We start from the raw sequence: 21,260 nt of genomic DNA, 5'->3' as shown, positions 1-21,260 counted from the left end.
TATTCTATGGAATGAAGGTTCTCAAGCAGCGAGAAATTGCGTGCGTCGATCCCTAGTATTCGCTGATAATTTTCTATCGATGCCACTGCCGGATACCGCTAAGCTTCTGCTCGCGCTCCATCATCAGCTGCTCTATGACCTGCTCAAAGCGCACCGTTGAATCACCAAGTTCTAAGTCACCGAAATAGAAACGCCGCATTTCCTCTCTTGCTACTTGATGCTGGTCGTTGACTAGTGCGGCAGGAAGAAGCTCAACAGCCTTCCCAATCGTGCTCGCGTCTATGACCTGACATGCCTGTGAGACTGGAGCGTCTCGGTGAAGGTTCGCTTGATTGGTCCGCCGATCCGAAAGTATCAACGGTTTTGTTGGGTGCAGATACAAGAAATCCAACGCCACACTGGATACATCGGTAATCAAGGCATCTGCGGCTCCAAACATTGAAAGGATATTCCCCTCCATGCACACAACGTGTTTGGCTCCGAATGCACTCGCCTCTTCCAACTTAAGCACGATGTTTTCATGCGCCATGGCCACGGCACGATCGGAACTTCCTTGCACTCGCGGATGAGGCTTATAAATAACTCTCAAACTTGGGTTCGCCAAGAGAGCATCGACAATTTCTTCACCGTAAAGATCGATAGAGGTGTAGTTGTTGTCATCGTTCTCGCCCTCCCAAGTCGGCGCGTACATAACATCCATCTGCGAACTTGGTTCTAGCTCGGGTTCAAATTCGATGTCCAACTGTGGGCGTCCGGTGATAACAAGTTTACTGAAATCAAAATCAACAAGCATTGATTCGTGACGCTTGATCGCGGCCGGTCCAGCCACGAATACCTTGTCGTAGGCCTTTGCTCTGTTAGAAACCATTGACAGCTTGTCACTCTCACCATGGTTCACGTGCACGTGAACCATGCGAGGGTGTTCGAGTGACTGGAAATTCAAGTACGAATTGTTGACGTAAATTATCAGCTTGAGGTCATTGTCATCGTAGAAGTCCATAAGATCTGCGTACTTACGGATGTACACCTTCGGCAACGACGTAAGCTTCGACGCTGCACGAAATGCGCTGAGCGTACGAAAGATCAAGAGAACTTCATGCTTCCGGTGAAGTTCTTCCAAGACAGGCAACCATTGGATCACCTGATAGAGCTTGCTCGACGCGTCTCCGAAATACATTGCGACCCTACCGGCAACTCGCACATCGGATATGCCAACGGCGGGTCCGGCTGTAGCCGCTGGATTGAGAAGTTTAGTCACGGTTTTCACCGCTGGCTGCCGCCCGATGGCCCTCAGCGCATTTTTTGCTACGGACTTTACTATTTCAGGAAAATGATCTGTAGACACGGCTAAGTTTCTGCGGGTAGGGACGAGTTTTGAACTAATGGTTCTTAGCTGAGCTCTTTGACAATCTGGCTCAAGGAGTCCAGGGTATTTTTCAACGATTCAACGTGGCGTTCGTCGAATTCGCTCAAAACGCGCTTCATTTCTGTAGTTGAGATGCCCGCTGTACGCGGCAGGTAGACTACTTCTACTTCGTCACCCAGATCATCAAATTTGCCCTTCCAGTCTTCACCAATGCCGAAGACCTTCGCATCATACTTTTTGATGTCTAGGCGCTTCTGCTCCCAATTCTCTTCCGGGATGGCCAAGTCTACATACTTGATTGCCTGAACGATTTCCAAACGCTGCTCAAACGGAACAATTGGTTTCTTGCCCTTGATAGCGTTGAAATCATCTGTTGATACGCCGACTATAAGCCGGTCACCCTTTTCTTTCAGACGCTTGAGAATATTTAGGTGTCCAATATGGAACAAGTCGAAGGTTCCGTAAGTAAGAACTGTTTTAGCCATGTTTACCTCCGCGCCATTTTGCTGGTGCATAGTCTTAGTGGCGAGCTCTATCGCGCGCCAAAATTTTAAAGTACTGGTGGTCGTCCTGCCATAGTCATTCTAAGCACGGTCGACCATCTAAGCTTAGGCCGAGCTTCTCGATGCCATGGGCTTCCACGCCATCCGGCACGCCAACCAGCTATGTACTGACTGACAGCGGAGCGATTTTTCCTCATCCGCAGGCACTCGACCAACAGCCAGGAAGTCGGATAGATCCAGCATAATGGGGCAGGCAGATTCCGGCGTGCAAGCCAAACCCTATTGCGTGCGTTTAGCCGGTAGAACTCATCATGGCGACGAGGATCCACGACTGGGTGTCCGATGCGCATGTCGCCGGCATACCAAACATAGTGCCCGGTGTCCCAGATGCGCCAAGCAAGTTCGATACCCTCATGCGCATACCAAAATCCTGCGGCCCAGCCACCGGTTTGGTCAAATAACGCGCGTGGGCTGACTAGACAGGTCTCCCCCACGTGGAAAACTTTGCTTGGTTCTTCTGCCGTGCGCTTGTTCAAGCGCGGAATCCAGCGCGTAGGATCGTTCTCGAAGGATTTAGGATCAGTAATACGCGGCTGAAGTAATCCCATATGCGGGTACTTCTTAAAACGTTCGACTGAAGTGATCAAAAAATCATCGTCAAGGAACCAGGAGTCATCGTCGAGAAAACAGAGGAATTCACCTTCCACTTGGCTAACACCGGCATTGCGACCGGCGGGAATCCCTAAGTTCTCTGGAAGGAAGTGCGTCTTTATGGAGGCGGGAATATCAACCGGGTCCCAACCATTTCCAACGACTACAGCGTCGATCTCGACTGATTTTTGTGCAAGTAAGGAATCCAAAGCTCGGCGTAGCTCGGCGGGGCGGTTTCCCATGGTCAGCACTACAACACCGACGCGGGATAATTCTTTTGCAGACAACGTCTTCCTCCTTTCGAACTAACTAGCTTTAAGCCGTGTGGAAGCCATGTTCGCGATGAAATGACCAATATTAACCAAAACCGTCGCAGGCAGGAGAATCCAAATCATCCACTTCTCAGCAATTCCAGGAGCTCCTGCAAGAGCAGAAATGATTGCGCACGCAAGAATTACCAAGCTGAGTTCCACCGCATGAAGCATCCGGTGAAACGGTAAAAAGCGTGCCAGGGAACGTAGACGACCTACGAGAGATGTCACCGGGATTGAACGAGCTTCTGCGGTATCAGGAAGTTTAGCTAGTCCAGCCATGCTCCGAGCGGCGTGCACCATCAATGATTGGGACCTGTTCAGCACCAGCAACACGGACAAGCAGCCAGCCATGAATAGCGTTGGCCAGGCCTGAGATGCGTTCGCTCCGGTTGCTGAGAGTTCCAAGAAAACTCGATAGCCCAAGGCAATAGGTATAAGTGCTTCAGTCGTATGGTGACCGACCATGTCGATAAAAATGCCTCGCGGTGACTGAGTGCCGCGCCACCGAGCAACTTCTCCATCCGAGCAATCAAAGTAGAGCTGGACTTGCGAAAGCACCACAGCGAGAATCGGTCCCCAGATCCCTGGGATCAGAAGTGCAAGGGACATGCACCAGCCGGCAAGAATCATTAACCCGGTGACACCATTCGCCGTGATTCGGGTGCGAACTAACAGCGCCGTGAGATAAATCGAGATATGGCGCAGATACAGCTCAGCGGTCCAATGCTCAGCGTTTTTACGTGCTCGAACATGCGGCGGTTGGCAGACCAGCCGCAACTCCTCCATTGTGGGCCGGGCTGGTCGATCTACGCTCATTTAATTCGTCCCTTGTCGAGAGTACTTCCGGCCCCCACTGTACGGCCTTTAATATAGCCAGCGGCCCATGGAAGATGAATAGCCGGGAAGGTGACTGCGGTAAGCAGTTTTTCTCTAAGGCCTTGTCCCTTAGCGCGAAAGCCGGCCATCAAAGCACATGCACCATAAAGTACCGGAACCGCTTTGCTGAGCGTTAGCAAAATACTGATTGGTTTCGGAAGATCATCACCGAGGATGGGCTGAATTACTGCTGAGGCGATCCCAAGAGTAATCCCGGCTAGCAGTACCGGTGGAAGGTCATGACGTAACGATTTGCCTTCTGGGAATCGGCGAGCAATTTCCCCCCGCCATGTTCCGGAGGCAAAGGACTGTTTGATCAGGGAAGGGAAATTGTCCCTCGGGTAATAGCCGACTTTGAGTTCCGGATCAAACCAGACTTTATGCCCAGCTTGTCGAATTCGCAGGCATAATTCCCAGTCTTGTGCCCGCCACATCTTCTCGTCGAAATAGCCGACTTCTTCGAAAACTTCGCGGCGGAAGATACCCAAATAGGCAGACTCAGCTTCGCCTTCTGGTGCACCTGAATGATAAGCAGGTCCACCGAAGCCGAATTTCGAGTGATACGCCGCGGCAATAGCTCGCTGGAGAACCGTGCGCCCGCGGGCGTCCATAAGTCCGCCCACGTCGTGCGCGCCTACTCGATTCAATGTTTCAATGCCACGCTTGGTGTAAGAAGCTGGGAGTTCACTATGAGCGTCGACGCGAATAACGATGGGATTAGACGAGTTACGAATGGCAAGATTCAGCGCTATTGGAGTTCGACCTTGCGGATTTTCTACTAACGTAATCCGAGAGTCTTGAGCGGCGATGCGTTGCGCGACAAGGTTTGTTTCATCCGTGCTTGGACCCAATGCAAGCACCAGCTCCTTGTCGCCTTCGTAGTCCTGAGCCAATACCGATTCGACTGCTTCTTGTAGATAGTCAGCTTCGTTCAGCACAGGCATTACGTAAGCAACACCAGGATATTCAGTCATCCGTCCCTTTATTTCTTCTTCAGGTGGGCTTGATAAGCCTTAATCACGGTGTCCGTGTCGCCATCCATTTTCTGGACGCCCTTTTCGATCCAGATACACCGATTACAGGTTTCCCTGATCGAACCCATCGAGTGGGATACGTTGAAAATAGTGCCAGCGTTCTCACGAATCGCACGAATTTTTGCTTCACTACGTTTTTTAAATTTCGCGTCACCTACTGCAAGTGCTTCATCGATAATCAAGATGTCATGTTGTTTGGAAGCTGCGATTGCAAATTTGAGTCGCGCGCCCATGCCAGATGAATAAGTGCGCATCGGCAGATCAATAAATTCCTCTAGCTCCGCGAATTTAATTATGTCTTCGCGCATCCTCTCGACGCCTTGGCGATCATAACCAAGCGCTAGACCGCCAAGCGTGATGTTCTTGTCACCGGATAAGTCTGGTATCAAGGCAGCGCCGACGCCCAAAAGGCTTGGCCGCGAACGAGCGTAAACTGCACCAGAAGAAGGCGGAGTGAGTCCGGTGATCGCACGCAACAAGGTCGATTTACCCGAGCCATTAGATCCAATGACACCTATTGATTCATTTTCATAGGCAACAAAGGAGATCCCCTTCAATGCGTGAACCGTCCGAACGCCACGAGTTTTAGTCTGGAGCAGGCGACGAGCACCGGCGTTTCCCAAAGCTTTTCCACTTGAATAAACCTGATATTTGACATGCAGGTTGTCGACCATGACGACAGGCTGTCGTGAAGAGTCAATATGGAGCTGTGAGGCGGTGACAGATTCGGGAGAAACTACATCAATAAAAGACGTGTCATCTGAAAATATTGGCTCAGGCTCGTAATCAGGATGCAATCCAGGATTGATTAGATCATCAAAATTAACTTTCACGGCCGTAACGCTCCTCAGCTTTCCAGAAATACAACAAGCCCGCGATCAACGCGATCACGGCCCAGCCGCCCACTACCAACCATGCAGTAGGATCGTAACTTTCGTTGTTCATGATTGAACCTCGGGCGATGGTCAAAGTCTGGTAGATCGGATGAAAATCAAAAACCCTGATCATCCATGGCCACTTATCCAATAACTTGTCTACGCTGAACAAGACCCCAGACGTGTAGAAAAGGATTCGGGTCACGAGTGGCAGAAGTTGCGTGAAGTCACGAATATGAACCGTGATGCGAGCACATATAAGTGCAGTGCCCATGTTGAAAATCGTAAACAAGGCGATAAGTGGGAATATCACAAACCAAGACCACTTCGGTGTGGTGCCGAGAATCAGCGCGTAAATGAACATCACGCCAATCATGGGCATTAGGGTGAGCAGATTTTCCGTGACCTTGCCTACGGGCAACGCAAGGCGGGGAAATGCCAGTGATTGAACTAATGCAGTATTGCCAGTGATTGACCTAGCACCACCAGTCATCGATGAGGAGAAGAACTCGAAGAGGAATACCCCAATGACCACAAATATTGGGAAATCTTGAGGTTTGTTGCCGCCTTGCAAAATTCCGAATATAAACCCATACATGAGGGCATTGAACGTAGGTTTGAGTACAACCCAAATAATCCCCAGCCGGTTTCGCTGGTTCTGCGACTGAACGCGTGACTTCGCCAATTCGTAAATGAATGTGCGACGACCCCACGTCTGTTTCAGATAGTTGACCAAAGACGGCCTTGCCCCTACTCGGTGCAAGCCGTATTTCTCGGCCTCCTCTGCCACTGTCATGTGCAAATTGTCCTCTTGTCGAATGCTAACTACTACTTAAATTCGTCAGCACAGATGTTCAAAGTCTAGTTTACGAGTGTTAGTAATACGTGATTTCGCGCCGCTCACGCAAGTGCAATTGCTCCCACCCATGATTGGGGTCTTCTACTCTGGCGGGTACTCCGCCAAATATTCGGCCATTGTATCGGTTTGCAGCGCATCCGAGATTTGAGCGACTGCAAGTTCGCTGGCAAGTTCAATTGACTGACCATCGGCACTGGTTGAACTGCCTGCCGTTGGCACGGTGAACATCTCTAGATTTTCGGTGTCTACGTTTTTTAGTTGCATACCCAAACCAACCATGGTCGCCGAATCGAATTTTGAGTCAAAGGTCAGATAGGGCGAAACTTTGTCGACAATATCGTATAGTTTCAGCGGATTGGTGAATGTATCGTTGGACAGCATCTGATTGACGGCGGCAACGAGGAAAGCGCGTTGATTCTTGACGCGCTGGTAATCACCATCGCTGAAAGACTTTCGTTCACGCACGAAACGCAAGGCTCGATCTCCCTCGAGGGTGATCTCTCCAGCCGGGTAGAAGTAGTCCGTGTCATTCGCGGTGAAAGGGATTTCGTTGGAAACCGTAACGCCACCCAGGGCAGTGGACAGCTCGCGGAAGCCCTCAAAATCAATCATCGCCACGTGATCAACTTTGGTGTCGAACAGCCCTTCAACGGTTTGCATAAGCAGAGGTACCCCTCCAAATGACACCGCAGCGTTGAGCTTGTTCTGGCCGAAACCTGGGACATCGACCCACATATCTCTGACCAAAGACATGATATAAATTTGCTTTCGATTTTCTGGAATATGCACCAACATCATGGAATCACTGCGTTGACTCACAGCCCCGTCTAAAGCCGCGGCATCAGATTGCTCTTCATCGGCATGATCTACGCCCAGCATCAATATATTCATGGAGCCGTCATCGGGATCTTTCACAGGTCGCGAACTCTGCTGCTCATCAGTGAAGTCAATCGACAAGGTATTCGTTTTCGAATTGAACTGATGCTGAAGACTAAAGAGATAGAACCCCGCGCCCAAAGCTGCCACGACCACCACGGAAACTAACGACAATAGAATGCCGCGCAGGCGGCGCTTTCGCCGTCGCTCCACACCGTAGCGGACGCTACGAGACGTAAAACTTTTACTTGTGTTGTCGGTATTCATTCCTGCAGCTTCTCAAAGAAAGTCTAGTGTCTGCCCACGTGGCAAGTTGTATGCTCGCTACAGGGGCAAAGAAAAAGACTACTCAAGATAAATGTGATTATCCTGAGTAGCCCATTACTTCTAGTCTTCAAGGTTTGCGACGAATGTACGCAACCACGCTTTCATACCCTGTCCGAGTTCTTCGTTGTCAACGGCAAGCGTTACATTAGCTTGGAGGTAGCTCAGCTTATCGCCTGTATCGTAGCGACGTCCGCGGAACACAACAGCGTGAACACCGGTACCTTCGCCGGAGCCTACTGCTAGTTCTTGCAGCGCATCGGTTAGCTGGATTTCTCCACCTCTACCCGGGGCCGTGTGTTCCAAAACTTCGAAAACCTGCGGGTGAAGCAAATAACGTCCAATAATCGCTAAGTTACTCGGTGCTTCCTCGACGCTGGGTTTTTCCACCAACGCGTTGACCTTCACGTAATCTTCGCCCTCAACAGCCGACACATCCGCACAGCCGTATGCACTTATCTGTTCGGGCTCAACTTCCATGAGAGCAATGACGGAACCGCCGGTCTTCTGCTGAGTTTCCACCATTATCGAGAGCAATTCATCACGAGAGTCGATAAGGTCATCGCCCAGTAGCACTGCGAATGGTTCATTCCCTACGTGCTGCTTGGCACATAGCACCGCGTGGCCCAATCCGCGCGGATCACTCTGGCGGACATAGTGGATGTCGCCTAGCTCGGTTGCTTCTCGAACCGAACGCAGTTTTTTCTCATCCCCCTTGGCTTCCAAAGTAGCCTCAAGTGCGGGCACCCGGTCAAAGTGGTCTTCAAGTGCTCGCTTGCTGCGGCCAGTAATCATCAATACGTCGGTCAGGCCAGCCCCTACAGCTTCGGCGACAACGTACTGGATTGCTGGTTTATCAACGACTGGCAACATCTCTTTTGGCATTGCCTTCGTCGCCGGCAAAAATCGTGTGCCTAGCCCTGCAGCCGGGATGACGGCCTTGGTAATACGTGATGAATGTGTCATGTGTTTTGGTTCCTACCGTTCAAAATTGTCCAAATCTCTCCGGACAGGTATCTAGCTGGTGTTGAATCTGAATATCTCTTATGGTTTCTTCGAGAGCCTCTTGATAACTGCACGTGGAAAGTATTCAGCGACATCCCCACCGAGCGCCTGCACTTCTTTGAGCAGCGACGAAGACAGATGAGTAAATCTTGTGTCGGCCTGTAGGAAGACGGTTTCAACGCCCGTGAGGTGGCGATTCATGGCGGCCATGGGGATCTCATAAGCGTAATCCACGGTACTGCGCAGTCCTTTGACTATGGCTTCGGCGCCATGCTCTTTACAGAAATCCGCGAGTAGTCCCTGCCCCATAGGCATAGCGGTAACACCACGAAGACCACCTACTGTCTCTTCGACAATAGCGACTCGTTCTTCTTCGCTAAAACGATACTTCTTAGAGTAGTTCGTCGACACTGCAACGATCACCTCGTCAAAGAGGCTCGCCGCACGGGCAATGATTTCAACATGGCCATTGTGAATGGGATCGAAGGATCCTGGGCATACAGCTCTGCGCATATATTGAATCTATCAACAAACCGCTGATAGCGCGTGATTTTCAACGGGCTGTCACGTAACTATTCATGCGTGTTACCTAACGCGAATTTCGTTATACGAAGGATAATTGATCTATGACCTACGAATCAAAGCCATGGCGGCGTACAGCACGGGGTGCAAATCTGCTAGGACCATCGGGAGAACCTGGGGTCACAATCTTTGAGGAGATTACCGGGCTGGCGAATAGGCACCACGCGATTAATTTGGGTCAAGGTTTTCCTGATACAGAAGGCCCGGAAGAAATTCGAGAATTGGCAGTCAAAGCAATCCGAAGTGGTGCGAATCAATATGCTCCGGGCAGCGGCATACCTGCGTTGCGACAGGCTATCTCGGATCACCAAGAGCGTTTCTACGATTTGAAAATTGATCCTGACACGCAGGTGGTCGTCTCAACCGGTGCCACGGAAGCCATCGCTGCAACCATTTTGGCATTTGTCGAAGCTGGTGACGAGGTTGTCACTTTTGAGCCTTACTACGATTCCTATGCCGCAATGATTGGGTTGGCAAATGCTGCCCACAAGGTAGTCAAACTACGAGCACCGTCATTCGCACCCAACCTAGACGAACTTCGGGCTGCGGTCACAGACAGAACACGACTAATTATTGTCAACAATCCGCATAATCCCACCGGCACTGTTTTCGACGAGAACGTGTTGAATGAAATAATTGCGCTCGCACATAAACATGATTGCCTCATCTTGGCAGATGAAGTCTACGAACACCTGACCTTCGAAACTCCACATGTTCCCATCGCAACTCTTCCTGGTGGCTTTGAACGCACCGTCACCATCTCTTCTGCTGGCAAATCATTTTCATTCACCGGCTGGAAAGTTGGGTGGGCATCTGGGCCTAGAGAACTTGTCACTGCCATACGTACTGTCAAGCAGTTCCTCTCGTATTCCTCTGGGCCCGCTTTCCAGCCAGCCGTCGCTGAAGCTCTGGCGCTTCCGGATTCATTCTTCGAAAACTTTTCCGCCGATCTCGGTGCGCGAGGTGCACAACTTGCTGCTGGTTTAGAAGACGTGGGGATTCCAGTAATTCGCCCCAAGGGTACCTACTTCTTAGTCGCCGATCTGAAGGGACAGGGCATAGAAAGCGCTGAGGAAGTGGCTAAGTTGCTGCCCGAACGAATTGGCGTTGCTGCAATCCCGCTATCCGTATTCGCGCACCAAGAGAATCAAGCAGATTACGCATCCCTACTGCGTTTTGCCTTCTGCAAGAAGCCCGAAGTTATTACCCGTGCCGTAGAGCTGCTCCAAACCCTTCCGAAAGAGTTAGCGAAATGACCAGCAAACCAATCAAACGCTGGCTCGGGGGTGTTCAGGCTCACGCAACCATTTATGAGGATGTTCTAGTTCCCGGCGCCAAGATCTTAGCCATTGGCGATGCCGAACAATCGCATGTAAATCTGATCGATCCGGAACAAATTTTCTATGAATACCTGGCTCGAATTGCCAATCATTTGAACGTATTGCGTCCCGGGACAGCGCCGCTAAAGTTCCTGCATCTAGGTGCCGGAGCACTGACCTTGGCCCGTTGGGGTGCCCTACGTTATCCGAATAGCACGCACGTTGCCGTTGACATCGAACGAGAACTCCTCGATTTTGTCCAGACGCATCTTCCCTTGCCAGAAGAATGCCGATTGCGGACGCTGGTGGCGGATGCTCGCGCGGTGCTACACGACGAGTTGTCGGGAGAGCTCTATGACGTCATCGTCGTGGACATTTTTAGTGGACCCGAGGCCCCGGAACATCTGACCACGCCAGAGTACTATGGAGAACTTAACAATTCATTGGCCCCAGACGGTTTGCTCTTCGTTAATATCGGAGACGACCCGCCGCTGGCTTTCACCGATCGCCAAGTTTCGGCTGCACAAACTGCCTTCGGCCACGTACTGCTTAGCTCTACTCCCGAGATGTTCACTCGGCGATTCCCCGGAAATCTCATCCTTACCGCCTCAAAGGACAGAATTGAGGATTCGGTTATCCAAGCTTGTCAAGCTGCGGGCCCCTTTCCGTCAGCGGTCAAGCACTCTTTAGACTTGGACCGGTTCGGCAAACCATAGGTGAGTCTCTCCGTATTTCTTATCCGCAATCTTCTCAAGGCTCGACGGCCATAGGGGTTCTGGAGAACGACTCGAGCGTTCAACTACTAGGGTCGCGTCCTCTGCTAGTATCTGCGACACTTTCTCCAGAGTCACCGCCAGTTCCTGCTCAGTCAATGGGTACGGCGGATCCATGAAAACCAGATCGAATGTCTTGCGTGGCAGGGAAGTTTCTTCATCGAAGAAACCTGCAAGTATAGAATCCACTTTGCCTCGCTGGACCGAAGCGACCTTGCTCTTTAGGCTCTCATTGATTTTCTCTGCATTCTGCTGGCACACGCTAACTGCTTTTGGTGCCAGCTCTACCAGCAATACCTGACGCGCGCCGCGGCTTGCTGTTTCCAAACCCAGTGCACCAGAACCGGCAAAAAGGTCAAGTACACGTGCCGATGAAATGACATTCCAGCTTTCCAGCCTAGAGAACAATGCCTCTTTAACTCTGTCGGTGGTGGGCCTCGTGGCATCTCCAGGGACCGACTTCAAAGTTGTGCCACCGGCTATGCCGGAGATAATACGGCTCATGTATTGATGCCACTTTCGAAGTATAGATTTTAGTTTTTATTCAAGAATTCGCTGGTGGACTGATCAATCCAGGATCCGACAACTGCTGCGAGCTGTGAGTGCTCGGTGGCCCAATTTCCCGATTGTATGAGCTCTTTAACGTCATCACGGGCTGATTCGATCAATACACGGTCTTTGATGATACTCAACTCGCGTAGCGTTGACTGGCTACCTGACTGTTGAACGCCAAGAATATTTCCTTCTTTGCGTTCGGCAAGGTCCGCTTCGGCTAATTCGAATCCGTCCAGTGTCGATTCAACGGTGCGCAGTCTATTCACTGATTGGTGGTCAGCATCCAACCAGGTAGTCAGTAGGCAGGTACCTGGCAACCCTCCACGGCCGACACGTCCTCGCAACTGGTGAAGTTGAGATATACCAAATCGTTCGGCATCCATAATCACCATCAAGGTCGCATTGTGGACGTCTACACCGACTTCAATCACCGTGGTTGATACAAGGACATCAATCTGTCCTGCAGCAAATTCGTCCATGATGTCTTGCTTGTCATAGGAATCAAGCTGAGAATGCAAAGCTTCAAGCCTAACGCCAGTGAATGAAGGCATAGACGAAAGCAGCTCAGCCATTGCTTCGACGCTCATAGTTTGGTTTGCACCGTCTTCTGCGGTGGCTACTAAGATTCCTTGCTCCGCTGCAGTTTCCGAGATTCTCGGACAGACCACATAGACCTGATGCCCTTTGGTGACTTCTTCACGTATCCGCGAAAAAAGTCGGTCCCGGTATCCGGTGAGCTGCATGGGAACGATATGCGTGGAGATGCGGGCACGTCCCGCAGGCAGTTTCCTGATGGTGGAGGTGTCTAAATCACCAAAGACGGTCATCGCGACCGTTCGCGGGATGGGAGTAGCAGTCATGACGAGCGTATGCGGTACTGCGTCTTCGCCCTTGGCGCGCAACGCGTCACGCTGCTCTACACCGAATCGATGCTGCTCATCGATGACGACTAAGCCCAGTTCGGCAAATCGCACGTGTTCACCTAGGAGCGCGTGCGTACCGACGATCAGTCCCGTCTCACCACTGGCAATGCCCAACAGGGCTTCTCTTCGTTGGGCCGTTTTGGCCGAACCGGTCAGCAATGCAACCCCGGTTCCTTCGCCCTCTCCGAAGAGGCCAGGCTCCGCTAGGCTTCCCAGCATCTTCCTGATAGAGGAATAATGCTGCGCGGCCAGAACCTCCGTCGGTGCCAACAGCGCGGCTTGTCCCCCTGCGTCGATGACTTGCAAGATTGCGCGAAGGGCAACAACGGTTTTGCCCGAACCAACTTCGCCTTGAAGTAACCGGTGCATTGGATGATCTCTAGCTAGGTCAGCTGTGATTTCCGCTCCAACTTCCAGCTGATCTTCAGTGAGCTGAAATGGCAACTTCGATTCAAATTTGTCGGCGAGGCCATCTTTTACCTGCGACCGCGCAATTGCAGGTTGTCTTCCCAGCTTTCGGCTTCGTTCGGCTAATGAAAGTTGCAGCAAAAAGGCTTCTTCAAAGGCGAAGCGCTGCCGGGCAATGTACGCCTGTTTGATTTCACGCGGGCTGTGCCTATCTTGATAGGCCTTCGCACGACGCGGATAATGATGCTGTTCAAGGATCTTTGGTGGCAGGAACTCCGGAAGGTGTTCTTCGGTGAACTTCTCCATCAGCAGGCCCATGAGATCACGAATTTTCTTATTCGGCATTTTAGCCGAGGCCGGATAGATCGGTATCGGACGCGGATCTGCCTGCGAAGCGGTGTCCAGAATCGCGTAATCCGGCTGGCTCAGTTGCAAATGGTCTTGGTACCAGCCCACCTTGCCACTGAACATCGCAATGGTTCCAGGCTGCAGGTCAGTGCGCGCTTGGTAGCCGTTGAAGAAGGTCATTCGGAGTTCTTGTCCATTACTGGCAAGTTCATCACTCACCGTAACTTCAAAGATGAATCCGCGCCGGGAGTGCATCTGACGCTGGCTCACGTTGACCACTTGGGCAACTACCGTGACGTGTTCGTCAAAGGGCAGTTCGGCAATGGGAGTTAACTCCCCCACATCCACGTAGCGACGAGGAAAGTGCCAGAGAAACTGTCCAACGGAGGTGTAACCGAAGGCCTTCTCCAATGCGCCGGCATTCTTGGAGCCCAAAACCTCGGAAAGCTCAGTTAACTCAAAAGCATTCGAATGGATTTCATCCATCATGAGTACACAGATCGGTGACGCTTACGTTCACCGGCTCGCCCTGTTGGCGGATGAGTTCCAGTGCAGTCTCCGCTTGGGCAACGTGCACATGGACTCTCCAGCGGTAGAATTCCTCGCTGGTTGCATTGACCGGCGACATGATTACGGAGTCTCCGACTCGATCCAATTGGCCGCGCAATGTCGCGGCTCCCAAAGCGTCCAAGGTGATAGTGCACATTACTTCGACACCTTGATCAACATTTTGGATCAGATGCACATGCGGATCTTGGACATGATAACCGTGGAATCCTTCATAATACTCAAAGTCTGTGTCCTTACCGCGGATAGCTGCACAAAGCTCATCAAGAATTACCAGCATCCCCACCGCGCCAGCATCTACTACGCCAGCATTTTCAAGGCTAGGCAATTCGTTCTCAGTGCCGTGCACGGCTATACGTGCAGCCTGGGATACCTGGCTTAGCACCGAGTCGAGCGCTGCGCGGCTTTCAGCATCAATTTTCAGGTGGGCCAGGGTGGAACCGGCAGCCAGCGCGGCGGCGCTGATCACCGAGAGCATGGTGCCTTCCACTGGCTCGCTTAATGCGGACCATGAGCGGACTTTTGCACGTTCCAGACCCTTGGCCAAAATCCTGGCGTTCAGCCTATCGTGGCCGAGCCAAGGTTCGGCTAGGCCGCTAAGGAAGACCGCAAGAAGCGTTCCCGAGTTGCCACGCGCCGACTCCATAGCGGCGCGGGCGGCAACTTCCAGAAATGCGCCGATATCATCGCTTTCCAGCTTGCTAACCGCGTCTTGTCCCGCCCGAGCGGTGAGATACAGGTTGCTCCCTGTGTCCCCATCGGCCACGGGGAAAACATTAATAGCATTCAGTCGATCAGAATGATTCCCGAGACTCTTGACGCTCCGCTGCAACCAATCACCTATGGCGCGCACGGAGGTATCGAGTTTTTGTGTCATGGGAAATCGGGTCTTTCAGTTCTTAGCGGGAGAGGTCCGTGCTTTTCACGAATTCATCCATCTTGTCTTCCTGCAATGCAGTACCAAACTTGTCAATGGTTTCCATGTCCGGAATCACAATCGACTGTCCATCCGCTGAACGACCAGGACCATTATTCGGAAGTGTAAAGAATGTCATGTCGTTAGGACGAACATTCATCATTGACGTGGCATAGCCAGCCACGGTAGATGCGTCCAAAGACTCATCAACCGCGATGAATGGAGCCATCTCGCTGACGACGCTGTTCAGTTTAGCTGGATTGGTCAAAGTATCCTTAGACATGATCTGTCCGAGCATTGCTTTGACAAACAGCTGTTGGTTCTTGACACGCCCGTAGTCGCTGCCCGGGAACGACTTACGTTCTCGAACAAATGCCAAGGCCTGCTCGCCATCTAGAGTCTGGACCCCGGCTGGGAAATACATGCCATTAGTTATTGACTGACGGAAAGCCTGAGGATTATTGACGGTCACGCCACCGAGCGCGTCCGTCAGCCCTTTGAATCCTTCGAAGTCAATAGAAGCGACATGGTTGATACGTACACCGAAGAGTCCTTCTAAGGTCTCAACTGCCTTTGGAACGCCGCCGCTGGCGAAAGCACGGTTGATCTTGGCAGTGCCGACTCCTGGAATGTCCAACCAAGTATCACGCATGACCGAAGTGACAAATACGCCATCGCGGTCAGCCGGAATATGCACCAACATCATGGTGTCCGAACGTCCACCGTTAGGTAAAGTGCCAAATTCATCTTCGGTTTCATCGGCATCACGCGTTGCTCGTGTGTCGCTTCCGAGGAGCAGAATATTTACGGCATCTTTTGACTCTTCCTTGACTTCTGGGCGCGTCTCCTCTGCCGGGAAGGCTTCGGCGATCTTGTCACTCTTCTCATCAAAGGTGCGGCCAAGGTTCCATACGTACCCACCGGCTACCAAACCGGCAATAACGACCAATGCCAGGATCCCGATAAGGATTCCACGGCCCGTGCGTTTCTTCTTCGCACGCGGTCGTACAGGTTGCTCTTCAAAGGACATATGCTACCTTTCACAGTTTCAACTCTTTACATCCTATCTTTCAGAAACGAACGGTAGGCTGATAAAGTGCCAGTTTTCACTAATAAGAGTCAAGAGTCATCAAAACTTAATCTAAGGATTGGGCGTATAAGTGCGCTAGTTGTTGGATTGGCGGTATTTGCACCCATGCTATCCGCGTGCGGCTCCATTGCCGCTGTTGAGCCTGCTGCAGATGCGGGAAATCCATTGTGCGCCGAGATGATGGTCATCCTCCCCGACTTCATTGGCGACGCTGAGCGTCGCAGCACGAATTCACAGGCGACGTCCGCTTGGGGCGACCCTTCAAAGGTGGTCTTACGCTGCGGAGTCGAGGTGCCCGGACCAACCACAGATCCGTGTGTATCGGTCAATGATGTGGATTGGATTGCCCACGAAGGTGACGGCGGAGTTTGGACACTGACCACATACGGTCGTACACCAGCTACCGAAGTAGTTCTGGATCCGCAAGTCATTCCATCAAGTACGGTTCTGGCTTCGCTTTCCCAGGCAGCATCGCGCATTCCGGCTGAGGGTGCCTGCGTCAGTGTCGACAAGACTGTAGATCTCTAAAGGTCATCTGCGAACCGATGCAGACCCTTTTAATGCATAGAAGTGTTTGACCGCCGAGATCAAGAGTAGTCGGCGGTCAAACACTTCTTAAGCGAACTAGCGTAAACCGATCTTTCGCTCGCAGGCCAGGGCAATCAACTCGTCAATCAGTGCGCTATAGCCAATCCCAGTTTTGTCCCACATTTGTGGGTACATGCTGGAAGGCGTGAAGCCGGGCATCGTATTGATCTCGTTAACGATCCACTGGCCATCCGGCGTGTAGAAAAAGTCGACCCTGGATAGCCCTTCGGCATCAATGCAATCGAATGCTTTGACAGCCAATTCACGAATGGTGGCCGTGGCTTCATCGCTGAGCACCGCCGGGCAGCTAAGTTTCGCGGCTGTTCCATCAACGTATTTTGCGTCAAAATCATAAAAGGTATGTGCGTCGCCAGCAACAGCGATTTCGCCAGGCATTGATGCGCGGGCGGGCGCTGAGCTACGGCCTTCAAGTACCCCGCACTCTATTTCTCGGCCGCTAATTCCTTGCTCAACGATGACTTTCGGATCTTCAATACGAGCCGCTTCAATGGCTGCCCGAAGATTTGAAGAATCTTCAACCATAGTGATGCCCACCGAGGAGCCTGCACGTGCAGGTTTGACGAACAATGGATACTGCAAGTTTTTGCACCGAGCGAGGGCCGATTCGCTGTCCCGTAGCCACTGCTTGTTAGTAATAACTTCGTAGGGTCCTACGTTGAACCCTGCATTTTCGAACACGACTTTCATGAAATGCTTATCCATGCCTATGGCGCTGGCGGCAATGCCTGAACCTACATAGGCGACACCCGACATTTCAAGCATTCCCTGAATGGAGCCATCTTCACCGAAGGGGCCATGCAGCAATGGGAACACCACGTCGATCTGACCCAAATCCGTGATCTGGGAGTCCGAGTAGTGCAATAAGGAAGTACGTTCGGAATCATTTGAAAGATGCACCGGCCTGTCAGCTACGGTGATTTCCGGGAGTTTTCCGGAGCTCAATGTCCACCCCGATGAATCCTCATCAACCAAAGTCCAGGCGCCTTCACGGGTGATCCCTACTGGAATCACGTCGAATCGATTTTTGTCGATTTCCTGCATCACGCCGGCTGCTGTTACACAAGACACCGAGTGTTCAGAGGAACGGCCGCCAAAGAGCAGTAGTACTCGTGGTTTACGCTGACTCATTACTGCTGTTCCCCTTCAGATTTCAATTCTCGGGCCAGAAGGCGCTCAGCCATGTTTTCCACGCTTAAGTTTCCTTCCAAGACCATCACCACTGCTTCGGTAATCGGCATTTCTACCCCGTGGCTGCGCGAGAGATCAAAGACCGCACGGGCAGATTTGATCCCTTCAGCTGTTTGCGACATCCGGTCATTGACTTCTTCAATGAAAAGCCCTTGCCCGAGAAGCCGGCCGGCGGTGTTATTTCGCGAGAGCGAGGACGAACAGGTTGCTACCAGATCGCCCAGTCCAGACAGGCCCGCCAAGGTGTCCAAACGCCCGCCAAGGGAAATAACTAGGCGTGTGGTCTCCGCCAAACCACGAGTAATGACCGTGGACTTGGTGTTGTCCCCCATGCCCATGCCGTCGCACATGCCAACTGCCAGGGCAATGATGTTTTTGACAATGCCCCCAAGCTCTACGCCGAGCACGTCCTCATTGGTATAAGGACGGAAATAGGGTGCAGAGCACAATTGTGCTATCCAATGTGCCGTTTCATTGCTGGTGCAGGCAACCACCGAAGCAGTTGGCTGCTCGCGGGCAATTTCCATTGCCAAATTCGGTCCGGAAAGTACCGCGATGCGATCTGCGGGAATTCCGGTGATCTCAGCCATAACTTCGCTCATACGCAGATCCGTACCGCGTTCAAGGCCCTTCATCAAGGAAAGCAAAACGACGTCCTGCTCAAAGTGCGCTGCGAACTTCGCTAGTTCCTCGCGAAGCGACTGGGCAGGGATCGCCAAGACCACTAAGTCTGCACCGGTCAATACTTCTTCAATACTTGAAGATGCGGTCACATTGGCTGGAAGCTTTGTATCACGTAGATAACGTGAGTTCGTGTGCCGTTCGTTGATTTCCTTTGCGGCCTCATCACGCCTGGCCCAAATTTGCACCGGAATGTCCAGTTCAGGCACCGCGTCCGCAAGTACCTTCGCGAAGGTTGTTCCCCAGCTTCCGGCACCCATGACGGCGATCTTACGTGGTAACGGCTTACTCAAGGCGATTCCTTCGCTAGGTGAAGAGACTTAGTCGTTTGGAGGTGTTGGTGCATCAAATTCTCGACCGGTTGATGCTTGCCCATGTTCGCTTGGATTCCAAAGTTTCTCGGGCGGAGTCTGCTGACGCAGTTCCGCCTGCAAATCGGTAATCGAAGCCATAATTCGGTCGGTTGCTTCTTGTAATACCGAGCGGGTACGAGGGCCATCGCGCAGGTCATCTAGTTGCACTTGCTCCCCCACACTCAGAGTGACGTGTTTTCGTGGGAATGGGTGCATCTTCTTGGCATAGCGAGGAAACAGCTCTTGATCACCCCAATGCGCCATTGGAACTACCGGAGCACCAGTCTGCAATGCGAGACGAGCGGCCCCAGTGCGTCCGACCATTGGCCACAAGTTCGGATCACGCGTCAACGTACCCTCGGGGTAAATGACAATGACACCGCCTGCTTCAAGGACCCGCTTCGCGGCACTTAGCGAATCTGCCGCGTTCGACGCGCTGCGTGAAACAGGGATTTGGCCGGTGGCACGTAAAGCAGAACCAAGTACTGGGATCTTGAACAAGGATTCCTTGGCCAACCAGCGTGGTAGGCGGCCACTGCTGTAAATCGCGTGGCCAACAACCAGTGGGTCAATTTCGGTGAGGTGATTGGGGCAAAGGATAAAGCCTCCGGAGGGAAGCTTGTCAAAGTCCTTCCATGTCTTGCCAATCAGCACGTTCATTGCCGGGCGTACAACACCGGCCAAGATTGCAAAGACAGTCTTGGATTTCGCTGTTTCCCGGTGCACTAGATTATCTGTCACGATCCAGTGTTCCCCTAGTTGCTCAGTTCAACATTTGCGCCCAGGGCAGTGAGCTTGTCCATAAAGTGCTCGTAGCCGCGGTTGATAATTTCGATTCCGGTGACTTTGCTGGTGCCATCTGCGGCTAGCGCAGCAATCATATGAGAGAAACCGCCTCGGAGGTCAGGAACGTCTATGTTTGCACCTTTGAGCTGCGCTGGGCCTAGTACGACGGCGGAGTGCTTGAAGTTCCGCTGTCCGAATCGGCACGGAGTGGAGCCCAAGCAATCTGTATGCACCTGCACCGTGGCACCCATGCGCACCAACGCATCAGTGAAGCCAAATCGGTTTTCATAAACAGTTTCGTGGATCACCGAAACGCCACTCGCCTGCGTCAATGCGACAACCAATGGCTGCTGCCAGTCTGTCATGAACCCTGGGTGCACGTCAGTTTCCAGAATCAACGGATTCAGCTCGCCACCTGGGTGGTAGAAACGAATGCCGTTATGGGCTACTTCAAACTCTCCGCCGATCTGGCGGTAGACATGGAGGAATGCCGTCAGATCCCGCTGTTGGGCATCTTCAACGAAGATATCCCCCTTGGTGACCAATGCCGCCGAAGCCCAAGAGGCTGCCTCGTTGCGGTCAGGCAACGCGTAGTGGTCATAGCCACGAAGAGTTTCAACGCCCTGGATTCGGATGACACGGTCACGGTGAACCGAAATGATGGCACCCATTTTTTGAAGCAAGGAAATGAGATCCAAGATCTCAGGCTCAATAGCAGCATTGCTGACTTCGGTCACACCCTTGGCGCGGACCGCAGAAAGCAGTACCTGCTCGGTGGTTCCTACGCTTGGATACTGAAGTTCGAGCTTTGCGCCGGTCAGGCCCATGGGTGCGGAGATACGAATGCCTGCCGCTTCCTTGTCCACGACCGCGCCGAATTCGCGCAAGACTTCGAGGTGGAAATCGATTGGGCGATCACCGATGCGGCAGCCTCCCAGATCAGGGATGAAGGCTTCGCCAAGAGAATGGATGAGCGGGCCGCAGAAAAGAATCGGAATACGCGAGTCACCTGCATGGGCGTCAATCGCCTGATTCGAGGCGCTCTTCGCTGCGGCTGGATCCATGGTCAGATCCCCGGTTTCAGGATCCTGGGAAACCTTGACACCATGGATCTCCAAAAGGCTACGCACTACAGCGACGTCTTTAATTTCCGGTACGTTGCGTAGTACCGAGGGAGTGCTTCCGAGCAGTGCTGCAACCATTGCCTTAGGGACTAGGTTCTTAGCGCCGCCTACTCGAACGGTGCCCTTCAAGGGAACACCGCCATGGACCGTTAGAATCTTACCCATGTATGAATAAACCTCATCGCGTAGTCGTTTTTCCTGCCCGGACCGGTGGGCCAACAAAACAAGCAGGACTTAGCAAGCATACCGCCATCGCAGGAGCAGTTCAGGGCAGTTTAGCCCGTGGCGCACACATTGTGAGCATGCTTTCAGGGTTGGAGTATTGGCGAGTCGACTCGCAGTCACAGCGAAACGA

At 52.3% G+C, this 21,260-nt stretch carries 21 protein-coding genes; 3 read left to right on the top strand and 18 right to left on the bottom strand.

The window, feature by feature from the left end:
• Window positions 1–73: 73 nt before the first annotated feature.
• The 10 genes from LG294_RS07235 to coaD all read right to left on the bottom strand — a co-directional run bounded on the left by LG294_RS07235 (window position 74) and on the right by coaD (window position 9,196).
• A complete protein-coding gene (locus LG294_RS07235; RefSeq protein WP_404290906.1) occupies window positions 74–1,345 on the bottom strand; it encodes a CDP-glycerol glycerophosphotransferase family protein in 1,272 nt (423 codons plus the stop codon).
• Window positions 1,346–1,389: 44 nt separating this feature from the next.
• Window positions 1,390–1,851, bottom strand: a complete 462-nt coding sequence (locus tag LG294_RS07230) for an adenylyltransferase/cytidyltransferase family protein (protein WP_404290904.1) — start codon at window positions 1,849–1,851, stop codon at window positions 1,390–1,392.
• A gap of 65 nt (window positions 1,852–1,916) precedes the next feature.
• Window positions 1,917–2,762, bottom strand: a complete 846-nt coding sequence (locus LG294_RS07225) for a glycosyltransferase family 2 protein (RefSeq protein WP_404291684.1) — start codon at window positions 2,760–2,762, stop codon at window positions 1,917–1,919.
• A gap of 63 nt (window positions 2,763–2,825) precedes the next feature.
• Window positions 2,826–3,650, bottom strand: coding sequence for a CDP-alcohol phosphatidyltransferase family protein (locus LG294_RS07220; RefSeq protein ID WP_404290902.1), 825 nt, complete (start codon window positions 3,648–3,650; stop codon window positions 2,826–2,828).
• Entirely contained in the window at window positions 3,647–4,684 is a 1,038-nt protein-coding gene (locus LG294_RS07215) for a glycosyltransferase family 2 protein (RefSeq protein WP_404290900.1), read from the bottom strand. The genes LG294_RS07220 and LG294_RS07215 overlap by 4 nt, the downstream gene beginning before the upstream one ends.
• A gap of 8 nt (window positions 4,685–4,692) precedes the next feature.
• Window positions 4,693–5,418: an ABC transporter ATP-binding protein gene (locus tag LG294_RS07210; protein ID WP_404291682.1), complete on the bottom strand. Its 726-nt coding sequence runs from the start codon at window positions 5,416–5,418 to the stop codon at window positions 4,693–4,695.
• A gap of 148 nt (window positions 5,419–5,566) precedes the next feature.
• Window positions 5,567–6,415 carry an ABC transporter permease gene (locus LG294_RS07205; protein ID WP_404290898.1) on the bottom strand — a complete coding sequence of 283 codons (849 nt, stop codon included), beginning with the start codon at window positions 6,413–6,415 and terminating at the stop codon, window positions 5,567–5,569.
• Window positions 6,416–6,559: 144 nt separating this feature from the next.
• The gene (locus LG294_RS07200; RefSeq protein ID WP_404290896.1) at window positions 6,560–7,621 is read right to left on the bottom strand and encodes an LCP family protein; all 1,062 of its coding nucleotides are present in this window, start codon (window positions 7,619–7,621) and stop codon (window positions 6,560–6,562) included.
• A 120-nt stretch (window positions 7,622–7,741) separates the two neighbouring features.
• Window positions 7,742–8,644 (bottom strand): UTP--glucose-1-phosphate uridylyltransferase GalU, encoded by a 903-nt coding sequence (gene galU / locus LG294_RS07195; RefSeq protein ID WP_404290894.1) that lies wholly within the window; start codon window positions 8,642–8,644, stop codon window positions 7,742–7,744.
• A 78-nt stretch (window positions 8,645–8,722) separates the two neighbouring features.
• Window positions 8,723–9,196 carry a pantetheine-phosphate adenylyltransferase gene (coaD, locus tag LG294_RS07190; RefSeq protein ID WP_404290892.1) on the bottom strand — a complete coding sequence of 158 codons (474 nt, stop codon included), beginning with the start codon at window positions 9,194–9,196 and terminating at the stop codon, window positions 8,723–8,725.
• Window positions 9,197–9,309: 113 nt separating this feature from the next.
• On the opposite strand from coaD, the gene LG294_RS07185 reads away from it, so the two are divergent.
• Together LG294_RS07185 and LG294_RS07180 are read left to right on the top strand one after the other, a co-directional pair.
• Complete coding sequence (locus LG294_RS07185) at window positions 9,310–10,521, top strand: aminotransferase class I/II-fold pyridoxal phosphate-dependent enzyme (RefSeq protein WP_404290890.1); 1,212 nt, start codon at window positions 9,310–9,312, stop codon at window positions 10,519–10,521.
• Entirely contained in the window at window positions 10,518–11,300 is a 783-nt protein-coding gene (locus LG294_RS07180) for a spermidine synthase (RefSeq protein ID WP_404290888.1), read from the top strand. Before LG294_RS07185 ends, LG294_RS07180 begins: the two co-directional genes overlap by 4 nt.
• Here LG294_RS07180 and rsmD read toward each other — a convergent pair.
• From rsmD to LG294_RS07160, 4 genes are all read right to left on the bottom strand, one after another.
• A complete protein-coding gene (gene rsmD / locus LG294_RS07175) occupies window positions 11,271–11,861 on the bottom strand; it encodes a 16S rRNA (guanine(966)-N(2))-methyltransferase RsmD (RefSeq protein ID WP_404290886.1) in 591 nt (196 codons plus the stop codon). The two genes, LG294_RS07180 and rsmD, sit on opposite strands and share 30 nt — an antisense overlap.
• Window positions 11,862–11,890: 29 nt before the next feature.
• A complete protein-coding gene (gene recG, locus LG294_RS07170; RefSeq protein ID WP_404290884.1) occupies window positions 11,891–14,080 on the bottom strand; it encodes an ATP-dependent DNA helicase RecG in 2,190 nt (729 codons plus the stop codon).
• Window positions 14,070–14,924, bottom strand: coding sequence for a DAK2 domain-containing protein (locus LG294_RS07165; protein ID WP_404290882.1), 855 nt, complete (start codon window positions 14,922–14,924; stop codon window positions 14,070–14,072). Before LG294_RS07165 ends, recG begins: the two co-directional genes overlap by 11 nt.
• A 133-nt stretch (window positions 14,925–15,057) precedes the next feature.
• Entirely contained in the window at window positions 15,058–16,104 is a 1,047-nt protein-coding gene (locus tag LG294_RS07160; protein WP_404290880.1) for an LCP family protein, read from the bottom strand.
• 165 nt (window positions 16,105–16,269) lie between these two features.
• Here LG294_RS07160 and LG294_RS07155 point away from each other — a divergent pair, with 165 nt between their 5' ends.
• Window positions 16,270–16,692: a DUF3515 domain-containing protein gene (locus tag LG294_RS07155; protein WP_404290878.1), complete on the top strand. Its 423-nt coding sequence runs from the start codon at window positions 16,270–16,272 to the stop codon at window positions 16,690–16,692.
• Between the two features lie 96 nt (window positions 16,693–16,788).
• On the opposite strand, the gene LG294_RS07150 is transcribed toward LG294_RS07155, so the two are convergent.
• From LG294_RS07150 to murA, 4 genes are all read right to left on the bottom strand, one after another.
• Entirely contained in the window at window positions 16,789–17,901 is a 1,113-nt protein-coding gene (locus tag LG294_RS07150) for a D-alanine--D-alanine ligase family protein (RefSeq protein WP_404290876.1), read from the bottom strand.
• On the bottom strand, window positions 17,901–18,935 hold the full coding sequence (locus LG294_RS07145; protein ID WP_404290874.1) for an NAD(P)H-dependent glycerol-3-phosphate dehydrogenase: 1,035 nt from the start codon (window positions 18,933–18,935) through the stop codon (window positions 17,901–17,903). Before LG294_RS07145 ends, LG294_RS07150 begins: the two co-directional genes overlap by 1 nt.
• A gap of 27 nt (window positions 18,936–18,962) precedes the next feature.
• A complete protein-coding gene (locus LG294_RS07140; protein WP_404291680.1) occupies window positions 18,963–19,655 on the bottom strand; it encodes a lysophospholipid acyltransferase family protein in 693 nt (230 codons plus the stop codon).
• A gap of 95 nt (window positions 19,656–19,750) precedes the next feature.
• Entirely contained in the window at window positions 19,751–21,070 is a 1,320-nt protein-coding gene (gene murA / locus LG294_RS07135; RefSeq protein WP_404290872.1) for a UDP-N-acetylglucosamine 1-carboxyvinyltransferase, read from the bottom strand.
• Window positions 21,071–21,260: the final 190 nt, after the last annotated feature.

The sequence above is a fragment of the Glutamicibacter arilaitensis genome (genome assembly GCF_044793945.1).
Taxonomy (GTDB): Bacteria; Actinomycetota; Actinomycetes; order Actinomycetales; family Micrococcaceae; genus Glutamicibacter; species Glutamicibacter arilaitensis_B.
This window is presented reverse-complemented; position numbering and strand designations above follow the sequence as displayed.

Excerpts from the sequence above, each read along its gene's own strand:
- LG294_RS07200 (WP_404290896.1), bottom strand. The coding sequence starts at position 7,621 with ATGAATACCGACAACACAAGTAAAAGTTTTACGTCTCGTAGCGTCCGC.
- galU (WP_404290894.1), bottom strand. The coding sequence starts at position 8,644 with ATGACACATTCATCACGTATTACCAAGGCCGTCATCCCGGCTGCAGGG.
- LG294_RS07185 (WP_404290890.1), top strand. The coding sequence starts at position 9,310 with ATGACCTACGAATCAAAGCCATGGCGGCGTACAGCACGGGGTGCAAAT.
- LG294_RS07210 (WP_404291682.1), bottom strand. The coding sequence starts at position 5,418 with ATGGTCGACAACCTGCATGTCAAATATCAGGTTTATTCAAGTGGAAAA.
- LG294_RS07220 (WP_404290902.1), bottom strand. The coding sequence starts at position 3,650 with ATGAGCGTAGATCGACCAGCCCGGCCCACAATGGAGGAGTTGCGGCTG.
- LG294_RS07180 (WP_404290888.1), top strand. The coding sequence starts at position 10,518 with ATGACCAGCAAACCAATCAAACGCTGGCTCGGGGGTGTTCAGGCTCAC.
- LG294_RS07225 (WP_404291684.1), bottom strand. The coding sequence starts at position 2,762 with ATGGGAAACCGCCCCGCCGAGCTACGCCGAGCTTTGGATTCCTTACTT.
- murA (WP_404290872.1), bottom strand. The coding sequence starts at position 21,070 with ATGGGTAAGATTCTAACGGTCCATGGCGGTGTTCCCTTGAAGGGCACC.
- LG294_RS07140 (WP_404291680.1), bottom strand. The coding sequence starts at position 19,655 with ATGAACGTGCTGATTGGCAAGACATGGAAGGACTTTGACAAGCTTCCC.
- LG294_RS07230 (WP_404290904.1), bottom strand. The coding sequence starts at position 1,851 with ATGGCTAAAACAGTTCTTACTTACGGAACCTTCGACTTGTTCCATATT.
- LG294_RS07155 (WP_404290878.1), top strand. The coding sequence starts at position 16,270 with ATGCTATCCGCGTGCGGCTCCATTGCCGCTGTTGAGCCTGCTGCAGAT.
- LG294_RS07160 (WP_404290880.1), bottom strand. The coding sequence starts at position 16,104 with ATGTCCTTTGAAGAGCAACCTGTACGACCGCGTGCGAAGAAGAAACGC.
- LG294_RS07150 (WP_404290876.1), bottom strand. The coding sequence starts at position 17,901 with ATGAGTCAGCGTAAACCACGAGTACTACTGCTCTTTGGCGGCCGTTCC.
- recG (WP_404290884.1), bottom strand. The coding sequence starts at position 14,080 with ATGATGGATGAAATCCATTCGAATGCTTTTGAGTTAACTGAGCTTTCC.
- LG294_RS07215 (WP_404290900.1), bottom strand. The coding sequence starts at position 4,684 with ATGACTGAATATCCTGGTGTTGCTTACGTAATGCCTGTGCTGAACGAA.
- coaD (WP_404290892.1), bottom strand. The coding sequence starts at position 9,196 with ATGCGCAGAGCTGTATGCCCAGGATCCTTCGATCCCATTCACAATGGC.
- LG294_RS07205 (WP_404290898.1), bottom strand. The coding sequence starts at position 6,415 with ATGACAGTGGCAGAGGAGGCCGAGAAATACGGCTTGCACCGAGTAGGG.
- rsmD (WP_404290886.1), bottom strand. The coding sequence starts at position 11,861 with ATGAGCCGTATTATCTCCGGCATAGCCGGTGGCACAACTTTGAAGTCG.